The following is a 23,597-nucleotide window of genomic DNA, read 5'->3' on the forward strand; positions in this document are numbered from 1 at the left end:
TGTCCGGCGCGGACGGTGTCCGGCGCCGGGCCCTTCGTGCGGAACCTGGTGTTACAGCTTCTCGATGACGTAGTCGATGCAGGCCGTCAGGGCCCGCACGTCCGCCGGGTCGATCGCCGGGAACATCGCGATCCGCAGCTGGTTGCGGCCCAGCTTGCGGTACGGCTCCGTGTCCACGATGCCGTTGGCGCGCAGCACCTTCGCGACCGCCGCCGCGTCGACCTCGTCCGCGAAGTCGATCGTGCCGATGACCTGCGAGCGCTTCGCCGGGTCGGTGACGAACGGCGTCGCGTACTTGGACTCCTGGGCCCACGTGTACAGGGCGTCCGAGGACTCCTTCGTACGCGCCACGGCCCAGTCCAGACCGCCCTGGCCGTTGATCCACTTCAGCTGCTCGTTGAGCAGGAAGAGGGTCGAGAGCGCCGGGGTGTTGTACGTCTGGTTCTTGAGGGAGTTGTCGATCGCCGTCGGGAGCGAGAAGAACTCCGGGATGTGGCGGCCGGAGGCGTGCACGCGGGCGGCGCGCTCCAGGGCGGCCGGGGAGAAGGCCGCGAGCCACAGGCCGCCCTCGGCGGCGAAGGACTTCTGCGGGGCGAAGTAGTAGACGTCCGACTCGGTGATGTCGACCGGCAGGCCGCCCGCACCGGAGGTCGCGTCGACCAGGACGAGCGCACCCTCGTCGGCGCCCGCGACCCGCTTGATCGGGGCGGCGACACCGGTGGAGGTCTCGTTGTGGGTGTACGCGTAGACGTCGACGCCCGCCTCGGCCACCGGCTCCGGGTGGGTGCCCGGGTCGGAGGAGATCACGGTCGGCTCGGCAAGCCAGGGAGCCAGCTTGGCGGCCTTCGCGAACTTGGAGGAGAACTCGCCGAAGGTGAGGTGCTGCGACTTGTTCTCGATGAGACCGTGGGTCGCCACGTCCCAGAAGGCGGTGGAGCCGCCGTTGCCCAGGATCACCTCGTAGCCCTCGGGCAGCGAGAAGAGGTCGGAGATGCCGGCACGTACCTCGCCGACCAGGTTCTTGACCGGAGCCTGGCGGTGGGACGTGCCGAGGAGGGAGGTGCCGGTGGCGGCCAGGGCGTCCAGCGCCTCCGTACGCACCTTGGAGGGGCCCGCGCCGAAACGGCCGTCGGCGGGCTTGATGTCAGCGGGAATCTGGATCTCAGCCACGAGGCGGAGAGTATCGGGTCGGAGCGGGACCGGTCGTCGGATGTCCGCCCGATGAGACGAGGACTGAGACATCCTGGGGTTGTGGGAACACACCAGGAACACGCGTCCGAGCTGGCCTCCGACCTGCGCGCCGCGGTCGTGGGAGACGTCGATTTCTCCGTCACCGCGAGGGCCCTGGCGACGATGGACGCCTCCAACTACCGCCGCGTTCCGACCGGTACGGTCGCGCCGCGCGACGCCGCCGACGTCGCGGCCGCCCTGGAGGTGTGCCGGGCGCACGGCACCACCCCGGTCGTCGCGCGGGGCGCCGGGACCTCGATCGGAGGGCAGGCGACCGGCACCGGCGTGGTGCTCGACCTCACACGGCACATGGACGGGATCGTCTCGATCGACCCTTCCGAGCGCACGGCCGTCGTCCAGCCGGGGGTGGTTCTGGACCGGCTGCGGGCGGCGGCCCGCCCGTACGGGCTGACCTTCGGCCCCGACCCGTCCACGCACAGCCGCTGCACCCTCGGCGGCATGATCGGCAACAACGCGTGCGGGGCGCACTCGGTCGCCTGGGGGACCACGGCGGACAACGTGCGCTCGCTGGAAGTGGTGACGTACCGGGGCGAGAGGTTGACGTTGGGGAGGGGCGGGCGGGGAGCACCGGCGGGCCTCCTCGACCTCGTGGACCGTCGGCTCGCTCTTCTGCGGACCGGCTACCCGGAAGGGCTCCCGCGCCGGATCTCGGGGTACGCCCTCGACGCGCTGCTCCCCGAGCGGGGCGTGGACGTGGCCCGCTCCTTCGTCGGGAGCGAGGGGACCCTGGGGGTCGTCACGGAGGCGACGGTCGCGCTCGTCCCGCTGCCCGCCGAGCCGGTGCTCGTGGTCCTGGGGTACGCGGACGAGACGGCGGCGGCGGATGCGGCGGCGGGGCTGCTGCAGTACGGCCCGCTGACGGTGGAGGGGATGGCGGCGGATCTCGTACGGGGTACGGCCGATCTCGTACGGGGTGCGGCAGGGCTCCCGAAGGGTGCGGCGTGGCTGTTCTGCGAGGTGGACGGTGCTCCGGCCGCCACGGACCTGGTCCGGGCGGCGGACGCGCTGGACGCGGTCGTGGTGCGGGAGGCCGCCGGGCAGCGGGCGCTGTGGAGGATCCGGGAGGACGCGGCGGGGACGGCGACGCGGATGCCGGGGGGCGGGGACGCCTGGCCGGGCTGGGAGGACTGCGCGGTGCCGCCGGCGCGCCTTGGGGCGTATCTGAGGGAATTCCGTGCGCTGCTGGCCGACTTCGGGCTCCGGGGAGTCCCGTACGGGCACTTCGGGGACGGGTGCGTGCACGTGCGGATCGACTTCGACCTGTGGGGTCGGGAGGGCGTACGGGACTTCCGCAGGTTCTCGGAGGCCGTCGCCGACCTCGTGGTCGCCCACGGCGGCTCGCTCTCCGGGGAGCACGGCGACGGGCAGGCGCGGGCCGAACTGCTGCCGAGGATGTACGGGGAGGAGCTGGTCGGCCTCTTCGGCGCGGTCAAGGACGTGTGGGACCCGGACGGGGGCCTGAACCCGGGGATGCTGGTGCGGCCGAGGCGGCTGGACGAGGGGCTGCGCTTCGAGGGCCTGCCGGTGGTGGGGATGGGGATGGACGTGGGGAGGGCCGCCGCCCGGTGCGTGGGGGTGGCGAAGTGCCGGGTGGAGGGGCCGAGCGCGGGGCCGGGGGTGATGTGTCCCTCGTACCGGGCGACGGGGGAGGAGAAGCACTCCACCCGGGGTCGGGCGCGTCTGCTCCACGAGATGGCGCTGGGCGAGGTGATCACGGACGGCTGGCGTTCGGAGGAGGTACGGGAGGCGCTTGACCTGTGCCTGTCCTGCAAGGGGTGCCGGAGCGACTGTCCGGTGGGCGTCGACATGGCGGCGTACAAGGCGGAGTTCCTTGACCGGCACTATGCGGGCCTGGCGGGCGTGTGGCGCCGACCCCGCTCGCACTGGACGATGGGCCGCCTCCCGGGGTGGCTGGCGCACTTCGGGCGGGGCCTCAACGCGGTGATGGGGCTGCCGTTCGCGGCGCGGCTCGCGGGGGTGACGCCGGAGCGGACGATGCCGAGGGTGGCGGAACGGTCCTTCGCGTACTGGTTCGCCCAACGCGCCTCGACCCGCCCGCCGGCGCTCACCCTGTGGCCGGACACCTTCACGAACCACCTGGCACCGGAGGTGGGCGAGGCGGCGGTCCGGGTCCTGGAGGACGCGGGGTTGGGGGTGGAGCTGCCGCCGGGGAGGGTGTGCTGCGGGCTGACGTACGTGTCGACGGGGCAGCTGGGGGCGGCCAGGAAGGTGATGCGGCGGACGTTGGACGTGATGGGGGAGGGGGAGGGGGAGGTGGAGGGGGCTGGTGGGGCTGACGGGGTCGGTGGTGCCGTCCGCCCGGTGGTCGTTCTGGAGCCCTCCTGCGCGGCGACCCTCCGCACCGACCTGCCCGAGCTGCTGGGGGACGACCCCCGGGCCGCGCGCCTCGCGGCATCGGTCCTCACCTTCGCGGAGGCCCTGGAGACCCTGGCCCCCGACTGGACCCCGCCCCGCCTCGACCGCCCGGTCACCGGCCAGACCCACTGCCACCAGCACGCGGTCCTGGGCGACGCGGCGGACCGCCGGCTGAGGGAACGGGCGGGCCTGACGGGCGAGTTGGCGGGCGGCTGCTGTGGCCTGGCCGGCAACTTCGGCTTCGAGCCGGGCCACTACGAGGTCTCGGTGGCCTGCGCGGAGGACCAGCTGCTGCCGGCACTGAGGGCGGCCGGGGACGCGACGGTCCTGGCGGACGGCTTCTCGTGCAGGACGCAGATCGGGGACCTGACGGAGGCGCGGGCCCGGCATCTGGCGGAGGTGCTGGCGGAGGGGTTGGAGGAGGAGCTGTAGGAGGAGCTGTAGGTCGGGTCTCCTGACCGCACCGGGTGATCCGGCTTCGTGGGCTTCTGGTGCGGCCGCCCTCTTTCCGAGAGTCGCACCTTCCGGCGCCGCGTCAAGGGCGCCTCCGGCGTCGGCTGCGCCGATTCCGCTTCGCTCCACCCTTGACCCGGCACCTCCAGGCGCGAAAGACCTCTCGGAGGGCGGCCGGGGGCGGGGGTCCACGCGGGGGCACCGGGGCCGTTCCCGCCGTGGGCGGGTGGCGGGTGCGGGGGTGGTGGCGAGGCCGGGCATCGGCCGGGCGGGTGCCGGCTGCGCGGGCCGGTGGGTGGGGGCTCGGTTCGCAGCGGGGGTGGGCGGGACTGTTTCCCTGGGTGGGGTCGCGCAGTCGTTGAATGGGGCGGCCCGGCGGTGCTTGGCGGGTTGCGGCCGTCGCGTGGTCGGGCTTCGGGCCCCGCTGGTCACTCCCGGTGGGTGGTGTTCTCAGTCGAGGGCGAGGTACTCCGCCGGCGGCTCGACCAACTCGGGCCGCTCGACCGGGTATCGGTCGCCGTGGATCGCCAGCATGGCCCAGTGCCACGCCTCGTCGTGGAAGACGAGACCGCGATGTGGCGTATCGCTGGGCTCGTAGGGATACCAGTCCAGCGCCGCTGCCCAGGCGTCCGACGGTGTCAGGCCGCCGTGATGCTGCATCGTCCACGCATAGCGACGTCGTTCGCCGTGCAGGCACTCCTCGTACTGGGCTTCGCTCCACGACATGTCACGAGACCCTACGACCCGTAGCCGGTGCCGTTCGTAGACCGTTTCCCACGGTCCGAAGCGTTCCGGCAGGTCACGCCACTGCACCCCAGTCCGTACCCGACACAGGATGCCGTCGATCACCTGGCGGTGGTCCCGCCGCCGGCCGCACCGGCCGTTGCTCGCGGGCAGGAACGGCCGCAGCCGGTCCCACGCCTCGTCCGTCAAGTCCCCGCGAACGGTCATGCTGCGGAAAACGAGTTCTGCCGTCTGATCAGCACGGCCTACGCTTCCATGGTCGATGACACCGCATCTCCAACGTGACGGGGGTATCGATGTGGAGGTGAACAGCGGCAGTGGCCTTGCATCGTGGGAACGGTTGCGTGGCTACGTCTTCCGGCCGTATCGCGGCCACGACGACCATGGCGCGATGGCCGCTGTGCGGCTGGGCTGTGCCCAGCGGGATCGGGCCGACGCCCGCTCGGTTGTGGAAGGAATCCCGACGGCAGCCGAGATCGCCGAATCCTGCGCCAGACTGGACGACCCATCCGAGAACCAGGTCCTGGTGGAGCACGACGGTGGCGTCGTCGGCTACTCGACGATCAGGTGGTGGCACGAGCGGGACGGGACATGGCTGTACCTGCACCGCGGCTACCTGCTGCCCGAGCACCGCGGCCAGGGCATCGGCTCGGCCATGCTCAACTGGGCAGAAAGCCGTATCCGCCAGCTCGTGCAGCAGCATGGAACCGCGCAGACGGCCGTGATCGGCGCGAACGCCATGGCCTCCGAACAGGAGGCAACGGCGCTGCTGCTCGAAACGGGATACCGGCGTGTCTTCAGCCTGGTGGAGCTGGAGCTGTCCGATCTGCGACAGCTCTCCGACGGCAAGCCGTTGCCGGCCGGCATCCGAGTCGGTGCGGTCGATCCGAGCAGCTACCGTGCGGCCTGGAAGACGGTCGTTGATTCGTATGCGGATGCCGCCTTCACCCAGAGGTGGACGTTCGAGAGCTTCCTCGCCACTGCCGCCCCGACCTGCTGGCGGGCCGCTTGGGACGGGGAGAGTATGGCCGGGGTCGCCTTGTGCTCCATCGTCGGCACGACCCCGCTGTGGGCGAAGTCGAAGAACTGAGCGTCCGGGCAGAGTCGAGGCGTCTGGGACTTGGGCGGGCCCTGCTGCTGGACGGGCTGCGATGTCTTCGCGAGCACGGTGCGGAGACCGCCCGGTTGTACACCGGGACTGCGAATCCGCACCGGTCCTACGACCTCTACGAGAGCGTAGGGTTCCGGCGCCAGAACGAGCACGTCCGCTACCGCAAGCCGGTCGCTGTCTGACTTCCAGCGTCAGCGACGGGATCACGTCGGTGATGTTGAACTGGCCGAAGTGGGACTCGTGCAGGAAGCGGTCGACGTTTTCGGCCTTCTCGGACCGTTGGCCCTCTGTAATCCACGCCAGGAGCCTCTTCGACGCTCCGTGACCGGACGGAGCAGCCGCCGGCGATCGAGTGCACCGACATCCTCGCGGCCAAGACCCCCAGCGGTTCCCTCTCCACCCACCGGGAGTGACCAGCGGGGCCTGAAGCCCGACCACGCGACGGCCGCAACCCGCTATGCCGACCCGGGCCGCCCCATTCAACTGCCGCGCGACCCCACCCAGGGAAACGGTCCCACCCACCCCTGCCACGAGCCGAGCCCCCACCCACCGGCCCGCGCAGCCGGCACCCGCCCGGCCGATGCCCGGCCTCGCCACCACCCCCGCACCTGCCATCCGCCTACGGCGGGACGCGTCCCCGGTGTCCCCGCGTGGACCCCCGCCCCCGGCCGCCCTCCGAGAGGTCTTTCGCGCCTGGAGGTGCCGGGTCAAGGGTGGGCGCAGCCCATCGCGCAGCGACGCCGGAGGCGCCCTTGACGCGGCGCCGGAAGGTGCGACTCTCGGAAAGAGGGCGGCCGCGCCAGAAGCCCACGAGGGTGGATACGCCGGTGCCGCCCGGCTCGCTTTCATGCGCCCGAGGATCCAAGTTCCTTCGAACGAGGGGCAGTTACCCGATTTCGGACCTTTCGCGGGCGGTGCCCCGTTACTGTCGGCAGCAGCCGACATTGGGGGTGACCGCTTCGTGGTCAACATCCGTAGCCTTGACCCGTCCGCCTCGCCGCTGGACTACTACGGATCCGAACTCCGCCGCCTCAGAGAGGACTCCGGGCTCAGCCAGAGCCAGCTCGGTGCCGTCGTCTTCTGTACGGGTTCGCTGATCGGCCAGATCGAGACGGCGAAGAAGGTCCCGACGCGGGAGTTCTCGGAGCGGATCGACGCGGCGCTGATGACGGGCGGGTTCTTCACGCGGCTGGTGGGGCTGGTGCTGCGGAGCCAGTTGCCGACGTGGTTCCAGGAGTTCGCCGAGCTGGAGGCGAAGGCGGCGTACATCTCGACGTACCAGTCGCAGATGATCTACGGGCTGCTCCAGACGGAGGCGTACGCGCGGGCGGTACTGAGCGTCGAGCAGACCGATCGCCTGGAAGAGATGCTCGCCGGTCGCATGGAGCGGCAGCGAATCCTGCAAGGTGCGCATCCACCGATGCTCTGCGTGGTGCTCGACGAGGCCGCGCTGCGCCGGGAGATCGGTGGGCAGGAGGTTATGCGGGCGCAGCTGGAGCACCTGCTGAGTTTCGGCAGCGAACCGTGGGTGCAGATCCAGGTTCTGCCGAACACGGTGGGGGAGCACCCGGGTCTGCTTGGTTCATTCACCCTTCTGAGGTTCGAGAAAGACCCTGACCTTTTCTACTGCGAGAGCTACGACTCGGGGCACATGACCGTCAATTCCCACGTGATCAGGGAACGTTCCTTCGGATACGCTCGCCTGCAGGCGATGGCCGCCTCCCCGAAGGAGTCGGCCGAGCTGATCGCGCGCGTCATGGAGGAACGATATGGACCCGGTGCAGTGGCGTAAGTCGTCGTACAGCGGCCCGAACGGCGGCGAGTGCATCGAGTGCGCCCCCCTCGGCACCGCCTCCTGGCGTAAGTCCTCCTACAGCGGCCCGAACGGCGGCGACTGCGTCGAGGTCGCCGACCTCGCCCCCCACATCGCCGTCCGCGACTCCAAGAACCCCGAAGGCCCCGCCTTCCTCGCCACCCCCGCCGCCTTCGCCATGTTCGTCGAGGCCGCCGCGCAGGGGCGTATCTGACCGGTCTGTCGACCGGTTCACCGGGCCCGATCGCAGCGTGGACCTCACCTTCTTCCGGGGCGATCGGGCCGGCCGTTCCGCGGAGGGTTTCCTCGGCGGGGTTCCGGCCGCGCGGCAGCACGCCGAGCGGCCGGAGCGGCACACCCGGGCCCTGCGCGTCTGGCGTTCCCTGCGGAGGCGGGGCCTCACTCCCCGCTGACGATCTCCCGCGCCATCGCCACCAGCGCCCCCGTCGCCGGGTGCGGGAAGGCGTCGCGCCAGGCCAGGACCACCGGGAGCGGGGGTGCGTCGGGGAGGGGGCGGTAGGTGACGCCCGGGTGGGGGTGGAGGGCCGCCGTCGAGGCGGAGGAGACGCCGATGCCCCGGCCGGCGGCGATCGCCGTGAGCCAGTCGTCGGTGTTGGCGACGGTCAGGGTGGCCGCCGGGCGGGCGGTGGCCGGCCAGAGCGAGAGGGTGGTCGTGCCCGAGACGGTGTTGAGGACGACCGTCTCGTCCGCGAGGTCGCCGAGGGTGAGGCGGGGGCGGTCCGCGAGCGGGTGGTCGTCGGGGAGGGCGGCAACCCGGTCCTCCGTGGCGAGTTCCTCCGTGACCAGGCCGGGCGCGTCCACGGCCCCGCGCAGCAGCGCCGCGTCGACCTCGCCGCGGGCGAGACCGGCGGTGCGGTCGTCGATGCGGAGGAGTTCGAGCGGGGTCTCGGGGTGGGTGCGCCGCCAGCGCCGGAGCAGGGGAGTGGTGTACGGGCCGAAGGCCGACCAGGCGTGCCCGAGGCGCAGCGGGCGGTGGCGCAGGCGCGCCGGGTCGACGGCGGCGTCGAAGGCGGCGAGGGCGGCGGCCGCCCGGTCCTGGAACGCGCGGCCTTCGGCGGTGAGCGCGAGGTGGTGGGTGGAGCGGTCGACGAGCCGGGCGCCGAGGTGCTGTTCCAGGGCGGCGAGGGTGCGGGAGACGGCGGGCTGGGTGAGGTGGAGCCGGGCGGCCGCCCTGGTGAGGCTGGTCTCCTCGGCGATGGCGAGGAAGCAGCGGAGGTGGCGCAGCTCGATGCTCATGCGTCCGGAGCATAACCGCAGCACAATCGGCATTTCCGGTGCCGCGCGGGGGCTCGTAGCGTGAGAGGGGAATCCAGGCTGCCGCCCGTAGGTGGGTGCATTATTCTGGACCGGGGGTCCAATTTGGTGAACTAGCGTGTGGGTGAAGGAGTCGTCGGTGGACAGTCCCGTCAAGGAGGTGGCCCCGGCCGCGGCGCCGCCGGTGCGGGCGGAGGCGGCTCGGTCCTCCGTCGCCGGTCACCGCCTCGCCCCCATCGCGCTCGTCGTCGCCGGTGGGCTCTCCGTGCAGTTCGGCTCCGCCGTCGCCGTGCTCCTGATGCCCCGCGCGGGTGCGCTCGGGGTCGTCACCCTGCGGCTCGTGCTCGCGGCCGCCATCCTGCTGATCGTCTGCCGGCCCAAGGTCCGCGGCTACGGTCGCGCCGACTGGGGGACGATCGTCGCCTTCGGTACGGCCATGGCCGGCATGAACAACCTCTTCTACCTGTCCGCCAGCCGGATCCCGCTGGGCGCCGCCGTGACCCTGGAGGTCCTCGGCCCGCTGATCCTCTCGGTCGTGGCCTCCCGTCGCCTCGTCAACCTCCTGTGGGCCGGGCTCGCCCTCGGCGGTGTCGTCCTCCTCGGGGGCGGGGGCTTCGAGCGGCTCGACCCGCTCGGTGCGGGCTTCGCGCTCGCGGCGGGCGCGATGTGGGCGGCGTACATCGTCTTCAGCGCCCGCACGGGCCGCCGCTTCCCGCAGGCCGACGGGCTCGCGCTCGCCATGGCCTTCGGTGCGGTCATCAGCCTGCCGCTCGGCATCGCGGAGGCCGGCGACAAGCTCCTCGTGCCGTCGACGATCGGCCTGGGCCTCGGCGTCGCGCTGATGTCCTCGGTCCTCCCGTACACCCTGGAACTCCTCGCCCTGCGCCGCCTGCCCGCGCCCACCTTCGCGATCCTGATGAGCCTGGAACCGGCCATCGCGGCCACGGCGGGCTTCCTCGTCCTCCACCAGGCGCTGTCCGCCACCGACGCCCTCGCGATCGCCCTCGTCATCGGGGCGAGCATGGGCGCGGTCCGGACGCAGACGCGCCGCCGGGACGCTCTCTAGAATCCGAGCATGATCGCCGACCTGCAGTGCGTCGTCCTCGACTGTCCCGCGCCCCGTGAACTCTCCGCGTTCTACCGGGCCGTGCTCGGCGGGGACGTCGACCGGCCCGATCCGCGCTGGTCCCTCGGCGAGGGCTGGTCCACGCTGCACACGCCCGGCGGGCTCGTCCTCTGCTTCCAGGGCGTCGCCGGCCACCGCCCGCCGACGTGGCCGGGCCCGGAGCGGCCCCAGCAGTCCCACCTCGACTTCGGCGTCGCCGATCTGGACGCCGCCCAGGAGCAGGTCCTCGCGGCGGGTGCGACGCTGCTCGACGACGGGGCCGGGACGCGGAGCTGGCGCGTCTACGCGGACCCGGCGGGGCATCCGTTCTGCCTGGTCAGGCACTGACCCGATTCCATCGAAGCTTGGCCGCCGGGCTGTTTCCGGGGGCGGGAGCGCCTGTGGATCATGGAGTCGTTCCCAGTCGTACGAAGAGGGGGAGTCGGCCATGGCTCTGGAGATGCGTGACCGGTGCGAGCGCTGCGAGACGGCGGTCCTGACGGCGGACGGGCCCGCCCGGATCTGCTCGTACGAGTGCAGCTACTGCGTGCCCTGCGCCGACGCCATGAACGACGTCTGCCCCAACTGCGGCGGCGAACTCGTCCCGCGTCCGCGTCGGGCCGTCGGGTAGCCGCAGGTAGTCGAAGTTGCGCCTTCGCAGGTCGGCCGGGGGTCCGGCCGACCGTTCATCAGTCTCGCTGATGATAGTTGATACCTTCGCGAAGGTTTTTATTTCATGGGTCCATGACCGCATCCACCAGCTCCACTCCGGAGCCGGCAGCACTGCCGGCTCGTCCCGGGGCCTACCCGGACGGCAGGACCCCCCTCGCCGACGCCGTGCTCGCAGTCGCCCGACGTGACATCGCCACGTTCCACGCGCTGCCGCTCTCGCACGGCCGGTCTATCCGCGACTCCCACATGCGGGAGACCTACGAGGCGCTCTTCGGCGTCGCGCAGCTCGCGGCCGACGTGTCCTACAGCGGCACGATGCTCGATTCCTTCTTCCGGCCACGGGGCCCGCTCCGCGAGGCCCAGCGCCTCGCGGCCCGCAGCTTCGGCGCCGACGCCACCTTCTTCCTCTCCGCCGGCACGAGCACCGCCAACCGGGTCGCCCTGACCGCGCTGACCCAGCCCGGCTCCCGCGTCCTCGCGGACCGCTCCTGCCACCAGTCGGTGCACTTCGCCCTCAACTCGCTCGGCGTCGAGGTCGCGTACGCCCCCATGCAGCGCTGCTGCGACGGCTGCCCCCGGACGTACGCCGACCTGCCCCGGCTCCTGGAGATGTTCCGCGCAGCCGCCGCCGAGGGCCGGCCCTTCGACACCGTCGTCCTCTCCGCCGTCTCCTACGACGGCGTCCGGTACGACCTGCCGACCGTCCTTACCGAACTCGCCTCCGTCCACCCCACGGTGTCGGTCCTGGTCGACGAGGCCTGGGGCGCCGCCCACCGCTTCCACCCCCGGCTGCGCCCGCTCACCGCGCTGCACGCCGTCGAGACCCTGCGCGCCGCCGACCCCCGCTTCGCCCTGAACGTGGCCGTCACCCACTCCGCGCACAAGTCGATGTCCGCACTCCGCCAGGGCTCCTACCTGCACCTCATCGGCGACGGCGAGGCCCAGGAGCGCACCGCCCAGGCCCTCTTCCAGCACCACACCACCTCGCCCAGCTGGCCCGTGCTCGCCAGCCTGGACCTCGCCCGGCTCCAGGCCGAGACCGAGGGCGAGGCCCTCCTCGGCCGCTCCCTCGGGCTCGCCAGCACCCTGCGCGTCGAGCTCGCCACCGACCCGCGGCTCTCCGCGTACCGCCCGCTCGGGCCCGACGGCCACCTCACCGACGCCGCGCAGCTCGTCAGCGACGACCCCACCCGGGTCCTCGTCGACATCAGCGCCCTCGGCATCACGGCGGCCGACTTCCGCCGGATGCTCTTCGACGAGTACGCGCTGTACGTGGCCCGGGAGAGCGGCGACGCCGTCCTCTTCCACATCCACATCGGTGTGGACGAGGCCACCCTGCTGCGCCTGCTCGACGCCCTGCGCACCATCCAGCGCACCTACCGGAGCGCCTCCGCGGCCCTGGCCACGGGTACCTCCGAGCACTTCATCATCGCCTACCCGCCCGGCATCCCCATCACGGTGCCCGGCGAGAAGCTCTGCGAGCGGACGCTCAGTCAGATCGACGAGCTGCGCTCCAGCGGCTGCGAGATCTACACGCTGCGGAACCCGACCGTCTCCGCGCGCGAGCTCGCCGTCCAGGCCGCCGTCACCGGCTCCGTACCGACGACCGTCGATCACCTGCCGGCCCGTGCGAGTACGAGCGAGTCCCGTACGAGTACGAGCGAGTCCCGTCCGGTCGAGTGCCGTACCGAACAGCTCGCCGGTGCCGCCGCCGCCGTCTCGGCCGCCGGCACCACCGCGGCCACCGTCACGGCCGCCGCCACCGCCGTCGTCACCAGCTGATCCGCCACCCCCGATTCCGAGGAGAGCACCTCATGATCAAGATCGCGGACATCCGCAAGCACGCCGCCCGCTGGCCCCAGCGCGTCGCCGTCGTCGACGGCGAGACCCGCATGACCTGGGCGAGCTTCGCCGACAAGGTCAGCCGGGTCGCCTGCGCCATCCAGGACCTGCTGCCCGAGGCCCGGCCCGCCCGCGCGGTCTTCCTCGCCGAGAACAGCTGGGAGCTGGTGGTCTCCATGGCCGCCGTCAGCTCCCTCGGCATCCCCTGCGTCGGCCTCGACTACACCGCCGGGCCCGTCGCCACCACCGCCGCGCTCGACCAGCTGGAGCCGACCGTCGTCATCACCTCGAAGGCCCACCGGGCGCTCGTCGAGGAGTGCGGCTGGCCGGGCGGCAGAGACATCCTCGACATATTCATCGACAGCGAGCCCGTGGGCCTGCCCGACGGCCAGACCGTCTCGGTCAGCTTCACCGACCTCCTCGTGTCGGCGCCGGGCGAACCGCAGCCGGTGGAGCAGCCCTTCGAGGCCTTCTCCTTCACCTCCGGCACCAGCGGCGTCCCCAAGATGGTCGTCCGGCGCACCTCCTTCGAGGCCCGCCGCTTCGCCGACCTCGTCGACCAGTACGCCTTCGACGAAGAGGACGTCCACCTCGTCACCGTGCCGCTCTACCACGCCTCCGGGCCGGGCTGGGCGCGCATCTTCCTCACCCTGGGCGGCACCGTCGTCCTCGGCCCGCACGACGACGCCGGGGAGCTCATCCGCATCATCCAGGACGAGGGCGTCTCCACCACCCTCATGGTGCCGCCCGTCCTGGCCCGGGTCGTCGCCCACCCGAACTCCGAGCACCTGCACAAGACCTCCCGCCTGCACTTCGTGCTCTCCGGCGGCCGGCACCTCAACCGGTGGGTCATCAACAACGCCTGGGACCGCCTCGGGCCGGTGCTCCACCTCTACTACGGGACGACCGAGACCGGCGTGAACGTCATGATCGGCCCCGAGGAGCTGCACGTGGCGCCCTGCCGCTCCGGCCGCCCCATGCCCGGCAACACCGTCGTCGTCCTCGACGCCGACAACAAGCCGCTCCCGAAGGGCAGTCGGGGCCGGGTCGCCATCGCCAGCTACCAGCTGATGGACAGTTACGCGACGAGCGAGCCCGACTTCATGACCCTCGACTACGGCGGCCGTACGCAGCGCTTCCTGCTCACCGGCGACAGCGGGCTCGTCGACGAGGCGGGCCGGCTCGAACTCACCGGCCGCAACGACGGCGTCGCGAAGGCCGAGGCCGGCAAGCCGCTCGACGTCAACATCTTCGGTCTCGAAGCCGACTTGATGGACCTGCCCTGCGTCCGGGAGACCGCCGTCCTGCGGACCAGCCTCCCCGGTGTGGGCGAGGTGCTCGTCGTGCCCTTCACGCCGGTCGCGCCGGAGCGCCAGGAGAGCGGCTACCGGGCGGTCAGCGCCGCCTGCGCCCGCCGGGTGCCCTGCCTCCCGGCGTACGTCGTCCCCGTCGACGCCATCCCGTACAGCCCGACCGGCAAGGTCAGGGCCGCCCAGCTCCTGGAGTCGGTCCTGCCGCTGCTCGACATCCGGCCCGCGGACTCCCGCGAGCCGGAGCCGGCCGGCGTCTGATCCGTACGGCTCCGCCGGTCCGTACGGCTCGGCTGATCCTTACGGCTCCGCTGATCCGTACGGCTGCGCTGACCCGTACGGCTGCGCTGATCCGTACGGCTCCGCCACGGGCCGGGTCCCGTACCCCTCCACAGGGCCCGGCCCCCTCCCCGCCCCTCCCCTCCCTTTCCTCCCACTCCCAGCCGGCTCAGGCCCGACAGGAAGACTCATGAACAGTCAGAACACGTACACGCGAGGCGTCCTCCTCTGCCTCCTGGCCACGGTGTCCTGGGGCGCGATGTTCCCCCTCATGGACTCCACCCTCCAGCACATCGACCCCTTCACCTTCACCGTGATGCGGTACACCATCGCCGGTGCGATGTTCCTGGTCTTCCTGCGGATGCGGGAGGGCAGGGCGGGGCTCCGTCTCAAGGGCGAGCGCATCGGTCTGGCCTGGCTGTTCGGCACGGCCGGCTTCGCGGGCTTCCAGTTCCTGGTCTTCTTCGGCCAGGACCTGATCGGCGCGCGCGGCGCCCTCAACGCCTCGATCATGATGGCGACCATGCCCATGATGGGCTTCCTGGTGAACTGGGTGCTGAAGAAGGTCGTTCCGCCGAAGTTCTCGCTCGTCTTCATCGCGATGTCCTTCGTCGGCACCATCCTCGTCGTCTCCGACGGTGACATCGGCTCGCTGATCGCCGACCCGAAGACGGCCGGCGCCGACGCCCTGCTGCTCTTCGCCGCGCTGTGCTGGGTCGTCTACACCTCGGGCGCGAGCTACTTCCCGACCTGGTCCCCGATCAAGTACACCGCCATCACCACGGTCCTCGGCCTCGCCTCCGCCGCCGTCATCACGGCGATCATCCTGGCCGCCGGCGGCGTCCCGGTCCCGACGGCGGGCGCCGTGGGCTCGATCCTGCCCCAGCTGGCCTACATGAGCGTCATCGCCGGCTTCGTCGGTGTCCTCGGCTGGAACTTCGGCAACCGCTACCTCGGCCCGCTCAACGGCGTCCTGTTCATGGACGTGGTGCCGATCACCGCCTTCGTGATCTCCGCCCTGACCGGTGTCGTCCCGGCCGGCATGCAGATCGTCGGTGCCTCGCTCACCGCCGCGGCGCTGGTCTTCAACAACCTGTACCTGCGCCGGGTGGCCGCCAAGGCCGCGGCGGCCGCCCCGGCCCCGACCCCGACGCCGGTCGTGGCTTCCGGTTCGGGTTCCGGTACGGCGTCCGGTTCGGCGTCCGGTACGAGTTCCGCTTCCGCCCCGGCGCCCGTCGGCTCCGGCAGCAGGTCCTGACCGGTCCCGACCCGCTGAACGCGTACGGCGTGGCCTCCCACATCCGTGGGGGGCCACGCCGTTTTTCCGTCCCTCATGGCGGGCGCGCGGCTGATCAGCCGCGCAACCCTTCGAGGAGGACGGCCCGCAGCTCCTCGTGCCGCTCGGCGAGGTCCTTGCGCCGGCTGAGGACGTCCGAGATGTGCTGCATGCCGAAGAAGGCGGAGACCAGGACGCGGGCCGCCGCGCGCGGTTCCACTCCGGCCCGCAGTTGTCCCGCGTCCCGGGCCTCGGCGATCAGCCGGGTGAGGTAGTCCTCCCAGCCGACGTAGGGCTCCGGCAGCTCGGCGTCGATCAGCGCCCGCTCGATCTGGAGCCGCGCGCCGGCCTGGACGACGATGTCCGTCGCGAACGCCCGGGTGACCGTGTCGAGGACGGCGGTGAGCGTGTCGAACGGCTCCTCGTGGTTGCCCTCGGCGCCCTTGAGGATCTCGGGCCAGCGCGCGTAGTGCTCCTGCACGACCGCGACGGCCAGGGCTTCCTTGTTCGTGTAGTGGAAGTACACCGCTCCCTTGGTCATCTCCGCGCGTTCGGCCACGTCCTGGAGGGTCACGGTCGCGTAGCCGCGCTCGGCGAAGAGCTGGGCCGCCGACTGGAGGATGTGGTTCTTCGTGCGCCGGGCGCGTTCCTGCTTCGGTTCGCTTCGGGGTGTCGCCATGCCTGTCCGCCTCTCTCGTGCCTACGCCTTGCAATATACATTCTCGAAGGTATATTTCTTGCTGCCGAGGGGCCACCGAGGTCCCTCGTCCATCGCGATGCTTCACCTTGTAGGGGGATAAGGATGTCCATCGGTGTGCTGCAGACCGCGTTACCTGCCGGACCGCTCGCCTCGACCGCCGACTCGCTCGCGCTGACCGCCGAGCCGCTCGCCTCGACCATCGAGCCGCTCGCCTCGACCATCGAGCAGCCCGCGCCGGCCGTCGAGCGGCTCCAGTCCATGATCCGGCAGGTCAAGGACGGGCTGAGCTTCGACCGCACGATCTCCCGCCGGTTCGTGCACCGCGCCTCGGTGACGGAGGTCTTCCTCACCGACGCGGCCGCCGCCGGGGCCGACCGCTTCCTGGTCGGCGCCCAACTGCCCCGGAACCACGCGCTGTACCGCCCGGAGGAGACCGGGCAGTGCGACTTCATGCTCCTCGTCGAGACCGTGCGCCAGGCCGGCATCTTCCTGAGCCACCGCTACCACGACGTGCCGCTCGGCCACCACTTCATCTTCAAAGCGCTGTCGCTGCGCATCAGCGACCCGGCCGCCCTCCGGGTCGGCTCCGGGCCGCTCGCGGCGGTCCTCGACGTCAAGGTCGTGACCCCCGCCGGCGCGCGGAACCCGCGCCGCTTCGACGCCCGCTTCGACATGGTGATCGAGGTCGGCGGCCGGGAGTGCGCCCGCGCCTCCGCCGGGGTCGTCGTGATCGACGGCGTACGGTACGGGCGACTGCGGCAGCGCGGCCGGATCGCGGAGACCGTCCCGCAGACGAGTGCCCCGGCGTACGGGGCGGGCGCCGGCGACGACCGGGCGGTGTTGCTCCCCGTACCCGCCGAAGAGGCGCGGCCCCTGCCGGACGGCACCCGGGAATGGCGGCTGCACGTCGACCCCACGCACCCCGGCTACTTCGAGCACCCCTCGGACCACGTGCCCGGGATGCTGCTCCTGGAGGCCTTCCGACAGGCGGCCCGACAGACGGCTCGGCAGACGGCTCAGGGGACGGCGGGAGGTGCGGCGCTGACCACGCTGACCTCTCTGGACGCCGAATTCGCCGTCTTCGGCGAGCTGGCCGAGGCCGTGGCCGTCGAGGCCACGGCGGGGGAGGACGGCCGGGTGCGCCTCTCCGCCACCCAGGGCGCACGCGTCCTCGCCACGGCCGTGGCCCGGTGCGCGTGACCGTGCGGCGAAAGGTCCAGGGGAAGAACGGACGAGCGTAGAAAGGCAGAAGGATGGAACTCCAGCACTTACGGGCCTTCCGCGAAGTGGCCCGGGAACTCAGCTTCACCCGCGCGGCCCACAACCTGCACTACTCCCAGCCCGCGGTGACCGCGCAGATCAAGGGCCTGGAAGAGGACATGGGAGCCTCGCTGTTCCAGCGGCGCGGCAACCGTTCCGTGGAACTCACGCCGGCCGGGGCGCGCCTGCGCCCGCTCGCGGAGCAGATCCTCGAACTGGTCGAGACGGCGCAGTACGAGATCGCCGACCCCGCACCCGCGCCCGCCAGGGCGAGCAGGCGGATGCCCCCGCTCGGCGGCAACGGCTTCGGTGCCGGCCGACTGGCTGAAGGCCACCTGACCGATGGCCGCCTGACCGACAGTCGCCTCGCCGACGGCCGGCTCACCGGCAGAGGGAGAAGAGCATGAGCATCGCTCCCGCGCGGGCCGCGTTCTTCGACGTGGACGAGACCCTGATCACCTGCAAGAGCATGGCCTGCGTCCTCGCCCGGTACTGGGGGCGCGGGGAGGTGGCCGCCCGCAGACTCGCCTCGGCACGCGCCTCGCTCCAGCGCCAGATCCGCGAGGGCGTGCCCCGCGAGCAGGTGAACCGTTCCTTCTTCCGCTTCCTCGCCGGAAGTCACCTGGACGACCTGGAGACCTGTGGCCGGGAGTGGTACGAGACGGCCCGCGCCGGCGGACTGCTCCACGCCCCCGTGTACGAGGCGCTGCGCCGCCACCGGGACGCCGGCGACCTGATCGTCCTCGTCTCCGGAGCCTTCTCCGCCTGCCTGGACCCGCTGGCCCGGGAGATCGGCGCTGATCTGGTGGTGTGCACCGTCCCCGAGGTGACCTCGCAGGGACGGCTCACCGGAGAACTGTCCGGCCCGCCCATGATCGGCGAACCCAAGGCCGAGGCCGCCCGCCGGATCATCTCGGCCTTCGGCCTCGCCGCCGAGGAGTGTTTCGCGTACGCCGACGACGAGAGCGACCTGCCGCTGCTGCGCTCCGTCGGTCATCCGGTCCTGGTGGGCGAAGGACCGATCTCCGCCCCGGCGTCGGAGACGGCGTCCTGGTCCCGACTGCCGGGCCCCGAGCCGGTGGCCCCGCCCGTTTCCCCGGCCGCCTCCCCCACCGCCTCCCCGGCGGCCGCGCGGCCCGCGCACACCCTGACGCCACGGGCGGCTTGAGGCTCCGGACCAGGACGCGGACCTTCCCGCCGCCGCGGCCCGTCACGAAAGCCCTGCCTGTCACGGGAGCTCTGACCGTCACGGAATTCCCGCCCGTCACGGGAGTCCTGTCGGTCACGGAATCCCCGCCCGTCACGGAAGCTCTGACCTTGCGTGAGTCCCGCCGCCACGCTGGCTCCGAGGGCCCGGGACGCCTCCGTAACCCTCGTAACCCTCGTAACTCCCGTAACGCCTCCCCTCCTTGGGCAAGCCCCCACGTGCGCAAGGCCCCCACGCGTACCCCCGCCCCGGCCTCTCCCCGTCAGTCGCCGCCACCGGCGCCCGACAACGCGGGCTCCAAAACGTCCCACACCTCGCTCACCAGCTCGGCGGGACCGGTCCCGTCCGCCGCCGTCACCACGGCGGGGGCGCCGACCAGGAGGGCCACGACGAGCCGGGCCAACGGCTCGGCCGGGTGGGCGGTGCGGATCGAGCCCTCCTCCTGGCCCCTGCGGATCAGGAGTGCGACGACACCGCAGAGCCTGCCGAGGTGCACGGGCACGGTTTCCTCCGCGCGGGCGGCGTCCATGACCAGGCGCAGTCCGGCGGCGAAGGGCACGTCCTCGGACACCCGTCGGGCGAGGTCCAGGAGCAGTCTCCGCAGGACGGGCAGGGCCGCGCCGCTCTCCTCCGCCTCGCCGGCGGCGGTGGCGAGGGCGTCGGCCCAGGCCGCCTCGAAGGAGCGGGTCAGTTCGCCGGCGAGGTCGGCTTTCGAGGAGAAGTGTCCGTAGAGGGCTCCCTTGGTCAGTCCGGTGCGGGCCGTGATGTCGGCCAGGTTCGTCCCCGCGAATCCGTGCAGGGCGAACTCGGCGGCTGCCGCACCGAGCACCAGGTCATAGGTCATGCGGGCCCTGTCCTGTTGCCTCACCGGGTGTCCGCCTCCCTTCCGCTGTCGTGGCCCTCCATGTCTCTCATGACGGCCTCTCAGAAAATACCTTCCAGATCGAATCTTTTTCCAGTCGCATCAGCACCACCACTGAACCTCCACTCAAGGAGTACGTGTCATGACAGTCCTCGACGCCCCCGGCACCCTCGACGCCCCCGTCTCCCTCGATGGCCCCGTCTCCCTCGACGCCGGCGCCCTCCCGGCCGTCGCCGCGCTCCACGCCGAGGAGGCCGAGCGGACCGGACGGCTCCACCCCGAGGTCGTCGGGGCGATGACCGTCGCCGGCCTCGCCCGGCACTTCGTGCCCCGCCGCTGGGGCGGTACGGCCGGAGGCTTCGCCGAACTGCTCGACACGGTCGCCGGAGTCGGCTCGGCCTGCGCCTCCACCGCCTGGTGCGCGGTGCTGCTCGCCGCCCACGGCCGCCTCGCCGCGCACCTGCCGGCCGAGGGACAGCGCGAACTGTGGGGCGACTCGCCGGACGTGCGCGTCGCGGCGGCGATCGTGCCCCCGGCCGGCCGGCTCGTCCCGGCGCCCGGCGGCTGGACCCTGTCGGGGGAGTGGGGCTTCGCCAGCGGGGTCGAGCACGTCGACTGGGTGCTCCTCGCCTCCCTCGACCACTCGGGGGGCGGGGCCCCCGCGTACCGGGTGCTCGCGGTGCCGCGCGAGGCGGTCCGGATCCGTGAGACCTGGGACGCGGTCGGGCTCCGCGCCACCGGCAGCCACAGCGTCACGGTCGACGGGGTGTTCGTGCCCGAACATCGCGCCTTCCTCCGCGAAGCCCTGGTGACCGGCGTCGCCGACGCCGACGCGGCCCCCTGCCACCGGGTGCCGTACCAGCTGGTCGCGGCCCTCCTCTTCGCCGCCCCCGCACTCGGCGCGGCGCGCGGAGCCCTGGAGGCCTGGACCCTCCTCGTCGGCTCCCCCCCCCTCCCCGACGGGCGGCCGCTCGCCGACGAGCCGACGGTCCAGCAGACCCTGGCCCGCTGCTCCGCCGAGATCGACGCGGCCCGCCTGCTCCTGGAGGCGGCGGCGGCGCGGGCGGACGGCCTGAGGGCGGGCCCGGCCGACGCGGCCCTCAACCAGCGCGACGCGGCCCTCGCCGTCGACCTGCTCACCGGCGCGGTGGAACGTCTCATGCGCACCGGCGGCGCCCGCGGCCTCATCGCGGGCGGCGGCCTGGAGCGCGCCTGGCGCGACATCCACGCGATCGCCGCCCACGCGGCCCTCCAGCCCGCCCCGGCGGCCGCGGCCTACGCGGCCACGGTCTTCCCCTCGGGAGCCTGATCGGGGGTGGCTGTGCGCGGCAGAGAGGGAGGGGGCTATACGTGCGGTGTATAAACCGTGCGTATAGTCGGGCACATGGCATCGCCTGTACCCACACCCACACCCACATCCACGCCCACATCCACACCCACGCCCCTCGGCCCCCGTTTCCTGAAGGCGCTGGTCGTCTCCGCCCTCGGAGTCGCCGCCTCGCACCTGATCCTGTCCGACACGCTCTCCCTGTCGTTCGCGGGTCAGGCGGCCTCGACGCTCGGGGCCGGGCCCGGGTACTCCGCAGACCAGGCGTTCACCACGGCGCTCATCAACACGTTCCTGGTCATGCCGGTGGTCCTGTGGATCGGGATGCTCGTCGCGGGGGAGCGGCGGGTGGGGCCGATGGTGCTGGTGGGGGTGGCCGCCTGGATCACGGCCGTGGGGAACGGCATCGATCTGATCGACGACGCCCCCGGCGCCCTCCTCCCGTTCCGCTCCCTCGCCCTCGTCGTCGGCGTGACCGCCCTGGCCTCCCTGATACGACGGAAGACCAGGGGCGGCGGGGGCTGCCAGGGCCTGTCCGGCCGCCTCGGGCCACGCGCCTGGTCCTCCTGATGACGATCTGGACATGACCACGTTGTTCCTGACGATCGGCCTGCCCGGGGCCGGAAAGACCACGAGGGCTCGGGAACTCGCCCTGGAATACGGCGCCCTGCGGCTGACGCCGGACGAGTGGATGATTCCATTGTTCGGCGAGCCGGAGGCGGACGGGAAGCGCGACGTGCTGGAAGGCCGGCTGCTCTGGACCGCACTGGAGGCGCTGAGACTCGGAACCGACGTGGTCCTGGATTTCGGATGCTGGTCCCGTGACGAGAGGTCCGCGATCCGCTGCCTGGCGGAGTCCGTGGGGGCATCCTGCCGCCTGGTGTACCTGCCGGTGGACCACGAGACCCAACGTGCTCGCATCGCCCGCCGCCAGTCGACCACCCCGGATCAGACCTTCCCCATCAGCGATGCGGACCTCGCGCACTGGAGGACGCTCTTCGAGGAGCCCGACGCCGCCGAACTGGGCGGCACGAGGTGGGAGGTCCGCCTCCTGGGTGGCCGGGCTGGGCGGAGTGGGCTGCCGATCGGTGGCCGTCGCTCGCGTGAACCCGCCCGGGCGCGGCTCGGCACCCGGCGGAAGTCCGCCGGACAGGCCCTGGGCCGCGATGCCGGCCGTCACGGGAGCCGCATCCGGTCCCGCCACGGCCGGAGCCGTCCGGCCGCAGCACCTGCACCTGCGCCCGGACCTGACCGACGTACGAGTCAGGCTCCCACGTACAGCTCACTGGCCGAGGTGCTCACGTGCCGCTGGGTGAGAGGCTGGTCTCGCGATCGCGCAGAGTGGCGCACAGCTCCGAGCCGGGGCGGAGCTGCAGCCCGGCGGCGGGGGCGACCTCCCCCGGGTCGATGTCCAGGTGGAACCGCTGGGCGAGCGTCGCGATGACGAGCGCCATCTCGACGAGGGCGAAGCGCGCGCCGAGGCACGTACGGGCGCCGCCGCTGAAGGGGAACCATGCCTGTTCGGACGCGTCGTCCTTCCGGTGCGGGTCCCACCGTTCGGGGCGGAAGGCGTCCGGGTCGGGGAACCAGCGAGGGTCGCGGTGCGTGGACCACGGGCTGCAGCAGATCATCGTCCCGGGCGGGAGCGGCGTGCCGCCCAGGACGGCGCCCTCCCGCGTGATCCGAGGGATGAGGATCCAGGCGGGCGGGTAAAGGCGGAGGGCTTCCTTGACGATCTGCTTGGTCCAGGTCAGCCGGTCGTAGTCGTCGAAGGTGGGCGGACGCCCGCCGAGGACGGTGTCGAGCTCTTCACCGAGCCTGTCCCGTACCTCGGGCGCGGAGGACAGGAGGTACCAGCACCACGTCAGTCCGACGGAGGTGGTCTCGTGGCCGGCGGCCCAGAGCGTCACCGCCTCGTCGCGCACCTGCCGTGGCGTCAGCCGTCGGCCCTCCTCGTCCTCGGCGGCGAGCAGCGTGCTCAGTACGTCGTCACCGGTGCCGGCCTCGGCGGCTTCCTCCTGTCGTGCGCGGATGAGCCGGGCGATCTCGGCGTCGACGGTGGCGATCGCGGCGAGGACGCGCCGTCGTGCCGGCGTACGCACCCAGTCGGGCAGGAGCATGCCGATGCCGCGCAGTTCGGCGCCGAGTTCGAGCGCGGTGACCTCCATGGCCTCGGCGAGGGTACGGGCGCGGTCGCCGAGGTCGTTGCCGAAGAGCGTACGGACGACGATCCGTTGGGTGAGGAGGTTCATCTCCCCCTCCACGTCGATCCGGTGCCCGTCCGCCCAGCCGTCCGCCGCGTCCAGGGCGCACTCGACCATCGTGGCGGCGTAACCCCGTACCTGGCGGGGGCGGACGGACGGCTGGACGAGGCCGCGCTTGCGACGCCAGTCGGCACCCTGACTGAGGATGACGCTCTCGCCGACGAGCTGCCGGAACACCCAGCTGATGTCGACGGGCGGAAAGAGGTCCTGGCTGCCGCCGAAGAGCTCCGCGATGTGGTCGGGATGGGAAAGGAGGGTCAGCCGTTTCGAGCCGAGCGACCAGCCGACCACGTCGCCGCAGTCATCGCGCAGATGGGCGAGGAACGCGAGGGGGTCACGGCGAAAGGCGGGGAGGTTGCCGAGGAGCGGCAACCCGGATGGACCGGATACGGGACGAAAAGGGATGGTATGCACACGGGGCTAACGACCTGCTGATTCAACGGTTCCGCGGCCCGTGTGCGCGGCCGGGA

At 72.1% G+C, this 23,597-nt stretch carries 19 protein-coding genes and 3 pseudogenes; 16 read left to right on the top strand and 6 right to left on the bottom strand.

The window, feature by feature from the left end; all coding sequences use genetic code 11:
• Positions 1–51: 51 nt before the first annotated feature.
• Complete coding sequence (gene serC / locus SVTN_RS21630; protein WP_041130589.1) at positions 52–1,170, bottom strand: phosphoserine transaminase; 1,119 nt, start codon at positions 1,168–1,170, stop codon at positions 52–54.
• Positions 1,171–1,221: 51 nt separating this feature from the next.
• Between serC and SVTN_RS21635 the strand changes: the two genes are divergently transcribed.
• Positions 1,222–4,059 (top strand): FAD-binding and (Fe-S)-binding domain-containing protein, encoded by a 2,838-nt coding sequence (locus tag SVTN_RS21635; protein ID WP_052499238.1) that lies wholly within the window; start codon positions 1,222–1,224, stop codon positions 4,057–4,059.
• 777 nt (positions 4,060–4,836) lie between these two features.
• Here SVTN_RS21635 and SVTN_RS45635 read toward each other — a convergent pair.
• Positions 4,837–5,031: pseudogene (locus SVTN_RS45635) on the bottom strand (transposase); the annotation flags it as partial.
• A gap of 91 nt (positions 5,032–5,122) precedes the next feature.
• Between SVTN_RS45635 and SVTN_RS21650 the strand changes: the two are divergent.
• The 3 genes and pseudogenes from SVTN_RS21650 (at position 5,123) to SVTN_RS21660 (ending at position 7,962) form a co-directional block, all read left to right on the top strand.
• Positions 5,123–6,117, top strand: a pseudogene (locus SVTN_RS21650) (GNAT family N-acetyltransferase).
• A 779-nt stretch (positions 6,118–6,896) separates the two neighbouring features.
• Positions 6,897–7,727: a helix-turn-helix domain-containing protein gene (locus SVTN_RS21655; protein WP_041130590.1), complete on the top strand. Its 831-nt coding sequence runs from the start codon at positions 6,897–6,899 to the stop codon at positions 7,725–7,727.
• Positions 7,705–7,962 carry a DUF397 domain-containing protein gene (locus SVTN_RS21660; protein WP_041130591.1) on the top strand — a complete coding sequence of 86 codons (258 nt, stop codon included), beginning with the start codon at positions 7,705–7,707 and terminating at the stop codon, positions 7,960–7,962. Before SVTN_RS21655 ends, SVTN_RS21660 begins: the two co-directional genes overlap by 23 nt.
• A 185-nt stretch (positions 7,963–8,147) precedes the next feature.
• On the opposite strand, the gene SVTN_RS21665 is transcribed toward SVTN_RS21660, so the two are convergent.
• The gene (locus SVTN_RS21665; protein WP_041130592.1) at positions 8,148–9,005 is read right to left on the bottom strand and encodes a LysR family transcriptional regulator; all 858 of its coding nucleotides are present in this window, start codon (positions 9,003–9,005) and stop codon (positions 8,148–8,150) included.
• 202 nt (positions 9,006–9,207) lie between these two features.
• On the opposite strand from SVTN_RS21665, the gene SVTN_RS21670 reads away from it, so the two are divergent.
• From SVTN_RS21670 to SVTN_RS21695, 6 genes are all read left to right on the top strand, one after another.
• Complete coding sequence (locus SVTN_RS21670; RefSeq protein ID WP_041134128.1) at positions 9,208–10,089, top strand: EamA family transporter; 882 nt, start codon at positions 9,208–9,210, stop codon at positions 10,087–10,089.
• 9 nt (positions 10,090–10,098) lie between these two features.
• Positions 10,099–10,476 (top strand): VOC family protein, encoded by a 378-nt coding sequence (locus SVTN_RS21675; RefSeq protein ID WP_041130593.1) that lies wholly within the window; start codon positions 10,099–10,101, stop codon positions 10,474–10,476.
• 100 nt (positions 10,477–10,576) lie between these two features.
• Positions 10,577–10,759, top strand: a complete 183-nt coding sequence (locus tag SVTN_RS21680) for a DUF1272 domain-containing protein (RefSeq protein ID WP_041130594.1) — start codon at positions 10,577–10,579, stop codon at positions 10,757–10,759.
• Positions 10,760–10,872: 113 nt separating this feature from the next.
• Entirely contained in the window at positions 10,873–12,582 is a 1,710-nt protein-coding gene (locus tag SVTN_RS21685) for an aminotransferase class I/II-fold pyridoxal phosphate-dependent enzyme (protein ID WP_041130595.1), read from the top strand.
• Between the two features lie 32 nt (positions 12,583–12,614).
• On the top strand, positions 12,615–14,213 hold the full coding sequence (locus SVTN_RS21690; protein WP_041130596.1) for a class I adenylate-forming enzyme family protein: 1,599 nt from the start codon (positions 12,615–12,617) through the stop codon (positions 14,211–14,213).
• A gap of 208 nt (positions 14,214–14,421) precedes the next feature.
• Positions 14,422–15,489 carry a DMT family transporter gene (locus tag SVTN_RS21695; RefSeq protein ID WP_041130597.1) on the top strand — a complete coding sequence of 356 codons (1,068 nt, stop codon included), beginning with the start codon at positions 14,422–14,424 and terminating at the stop codon, positions 15,487–15,489.
• Between the two features lie 94 nt (positions 15,490–15,583).
• Here SVTN_RS21695 and SVTN_RS21700 read toward each other — a convergent pair whose 3' ends face one another.
• Entirely contained in the window at positions 15,584–16,186 is a 603-nt protein-coding gene (locus tag SVTN_RS21700) for a ScbR family autoregulator-binding transcription factor (RefSeq protein ID WP_041130598.1), read from the bottom strand.
• A 123-nt stretch (positions 16,187–16,309) separates the two neighbouring features.
• Here SVTN_RS21700 and SVTN_RS21705 point away from each other — a divergent pair, with 123 nt between their 5' ends.
• The 3 genes from SVTN_RS21705 to SVTN_RS21715 are packed head-to-tail and all read left to right on the top strand — an operon-like array spanning position 16,310 to position 18,635.
• Positions 16,310–17,407 (top strand): ScbA/BarX family gamma-butyrolactone biosynthesis protein, encoded by a 1,098-nt coding sequence (locus SVTN_RS21705; protein WP_052499239.1) that lies wholly within the window; start codon positions 16,310–16,312, stop codon positions 17,405–17,407.
• Positions 17,408–17,460: 53 nt separating this feature from the next.
• The gene (locus SVTN_RS45640; RefSeq protein ID WP_245727606.1) at positions 17,461–17,874 is read left to right on the top strand and encodes a LysR family transcriptional regulator; all 414 of its coding nucleotides are present in this window, start codon (positions 17,461–17,463) and stop codon (positions 17,872–17,874) included.
• Complete coding sequence (locus SVTN_RS21715) at positions 17,871–18,635, top strand: HAD family hydrolase (protein WP_041130599.1); 765 nt, start codon at positions 17,871–17,873, stop codon at positions 18,633–18,635. The genes SVTN_RS45640 and SVTN_RS21715 overlap by 4 nt, the downstream gene beginning before the upstream one ends.
• 301 nt (positions 18,636–18,936) lie before the next feature.
• Here the strand turns inward: SVTN_RS21715 and SVTN_RS41095 are convergent, their stop codons facing one another.
• Positions 18,937–19,518, bottom strand: a complete 582-nt coding sequence (locus tag SVTN_RS41095; RefSeq protein WP_052499240.1) for a TetR/AcrR family transcriptional regulator — start codon at positions 19,516–19,518, stop codon at positions 18,937–18,939.
• 160 nt (positions 19,519–19,678) lie between these two features.
• Here SVTN_RS41095 and SVTN_RS21725 point away from each other — a divergent pair, with 160 nt between their 5' ends.
• From SVTN_RS21725 to SVTN_RS42220, 3 genes and pseudogenes are all read left to right on the top strand, one after another.
• Positions 19,679–20,845 carry an acyl-CoA dehydrogenase family protein gene (locus SVTN_RS21725; protein WP_052499241.1) on the top strand — a complete coding sequence of 389 codons (1,167 nt, stop codon included), beginning with the start codon at positions 19,679–19,681 and terminating at the stop codon, positions 20,843–20,845.
• 75 nt (positions 20,846–20,920) lie between these two features.
• Positions 20,921–21,433, top strand: coding sequence for a hypothetical protein (locus tag SVTN_RS21730; RefSeq protein ID WP_041130600.1), 513 nt, complete (start codon positions 20,921–20,923; stop codon positions 21,431–21,433).
• 13 nt (positions 21,434–21,446) lie between these two features.
• A pseudogene (locus tag SVTN_RS42220) lies at positions 21,447–21,970 on the top strand (P-loop nucleotide/nucleoside kinase family protein).
• A gap of 191 nt (positions 21,971–22,161) precedes the next feature.
• Here SVTN_RS42220 and SVTN_RS21735 read toward each other — a convergent pair.
• Positions 22,162–23,541: a cytochrome P450 gene (locus SVTN_RS21735; RefSeq protein WP_041130601.1), complete on the bottom strand. Its 1,380-nt coding sequence runs from the start codon at positions 23,539–23,541 to the stop codon at positions 22,162–22,164.
• Between the last annotated feature and the right edge of the window lie 56 nt (positions 23,542–23,597).

The organism is Streptomyces vietnamensis (assembly GCF_000830005.1).
GTDB classification, from domain to species: Bacteria; Actinomycetota; Actinomycetes; order Streptomycetales; family Streptomycetaceae; genus Streptomyces; species Streptomyces vietnamensis.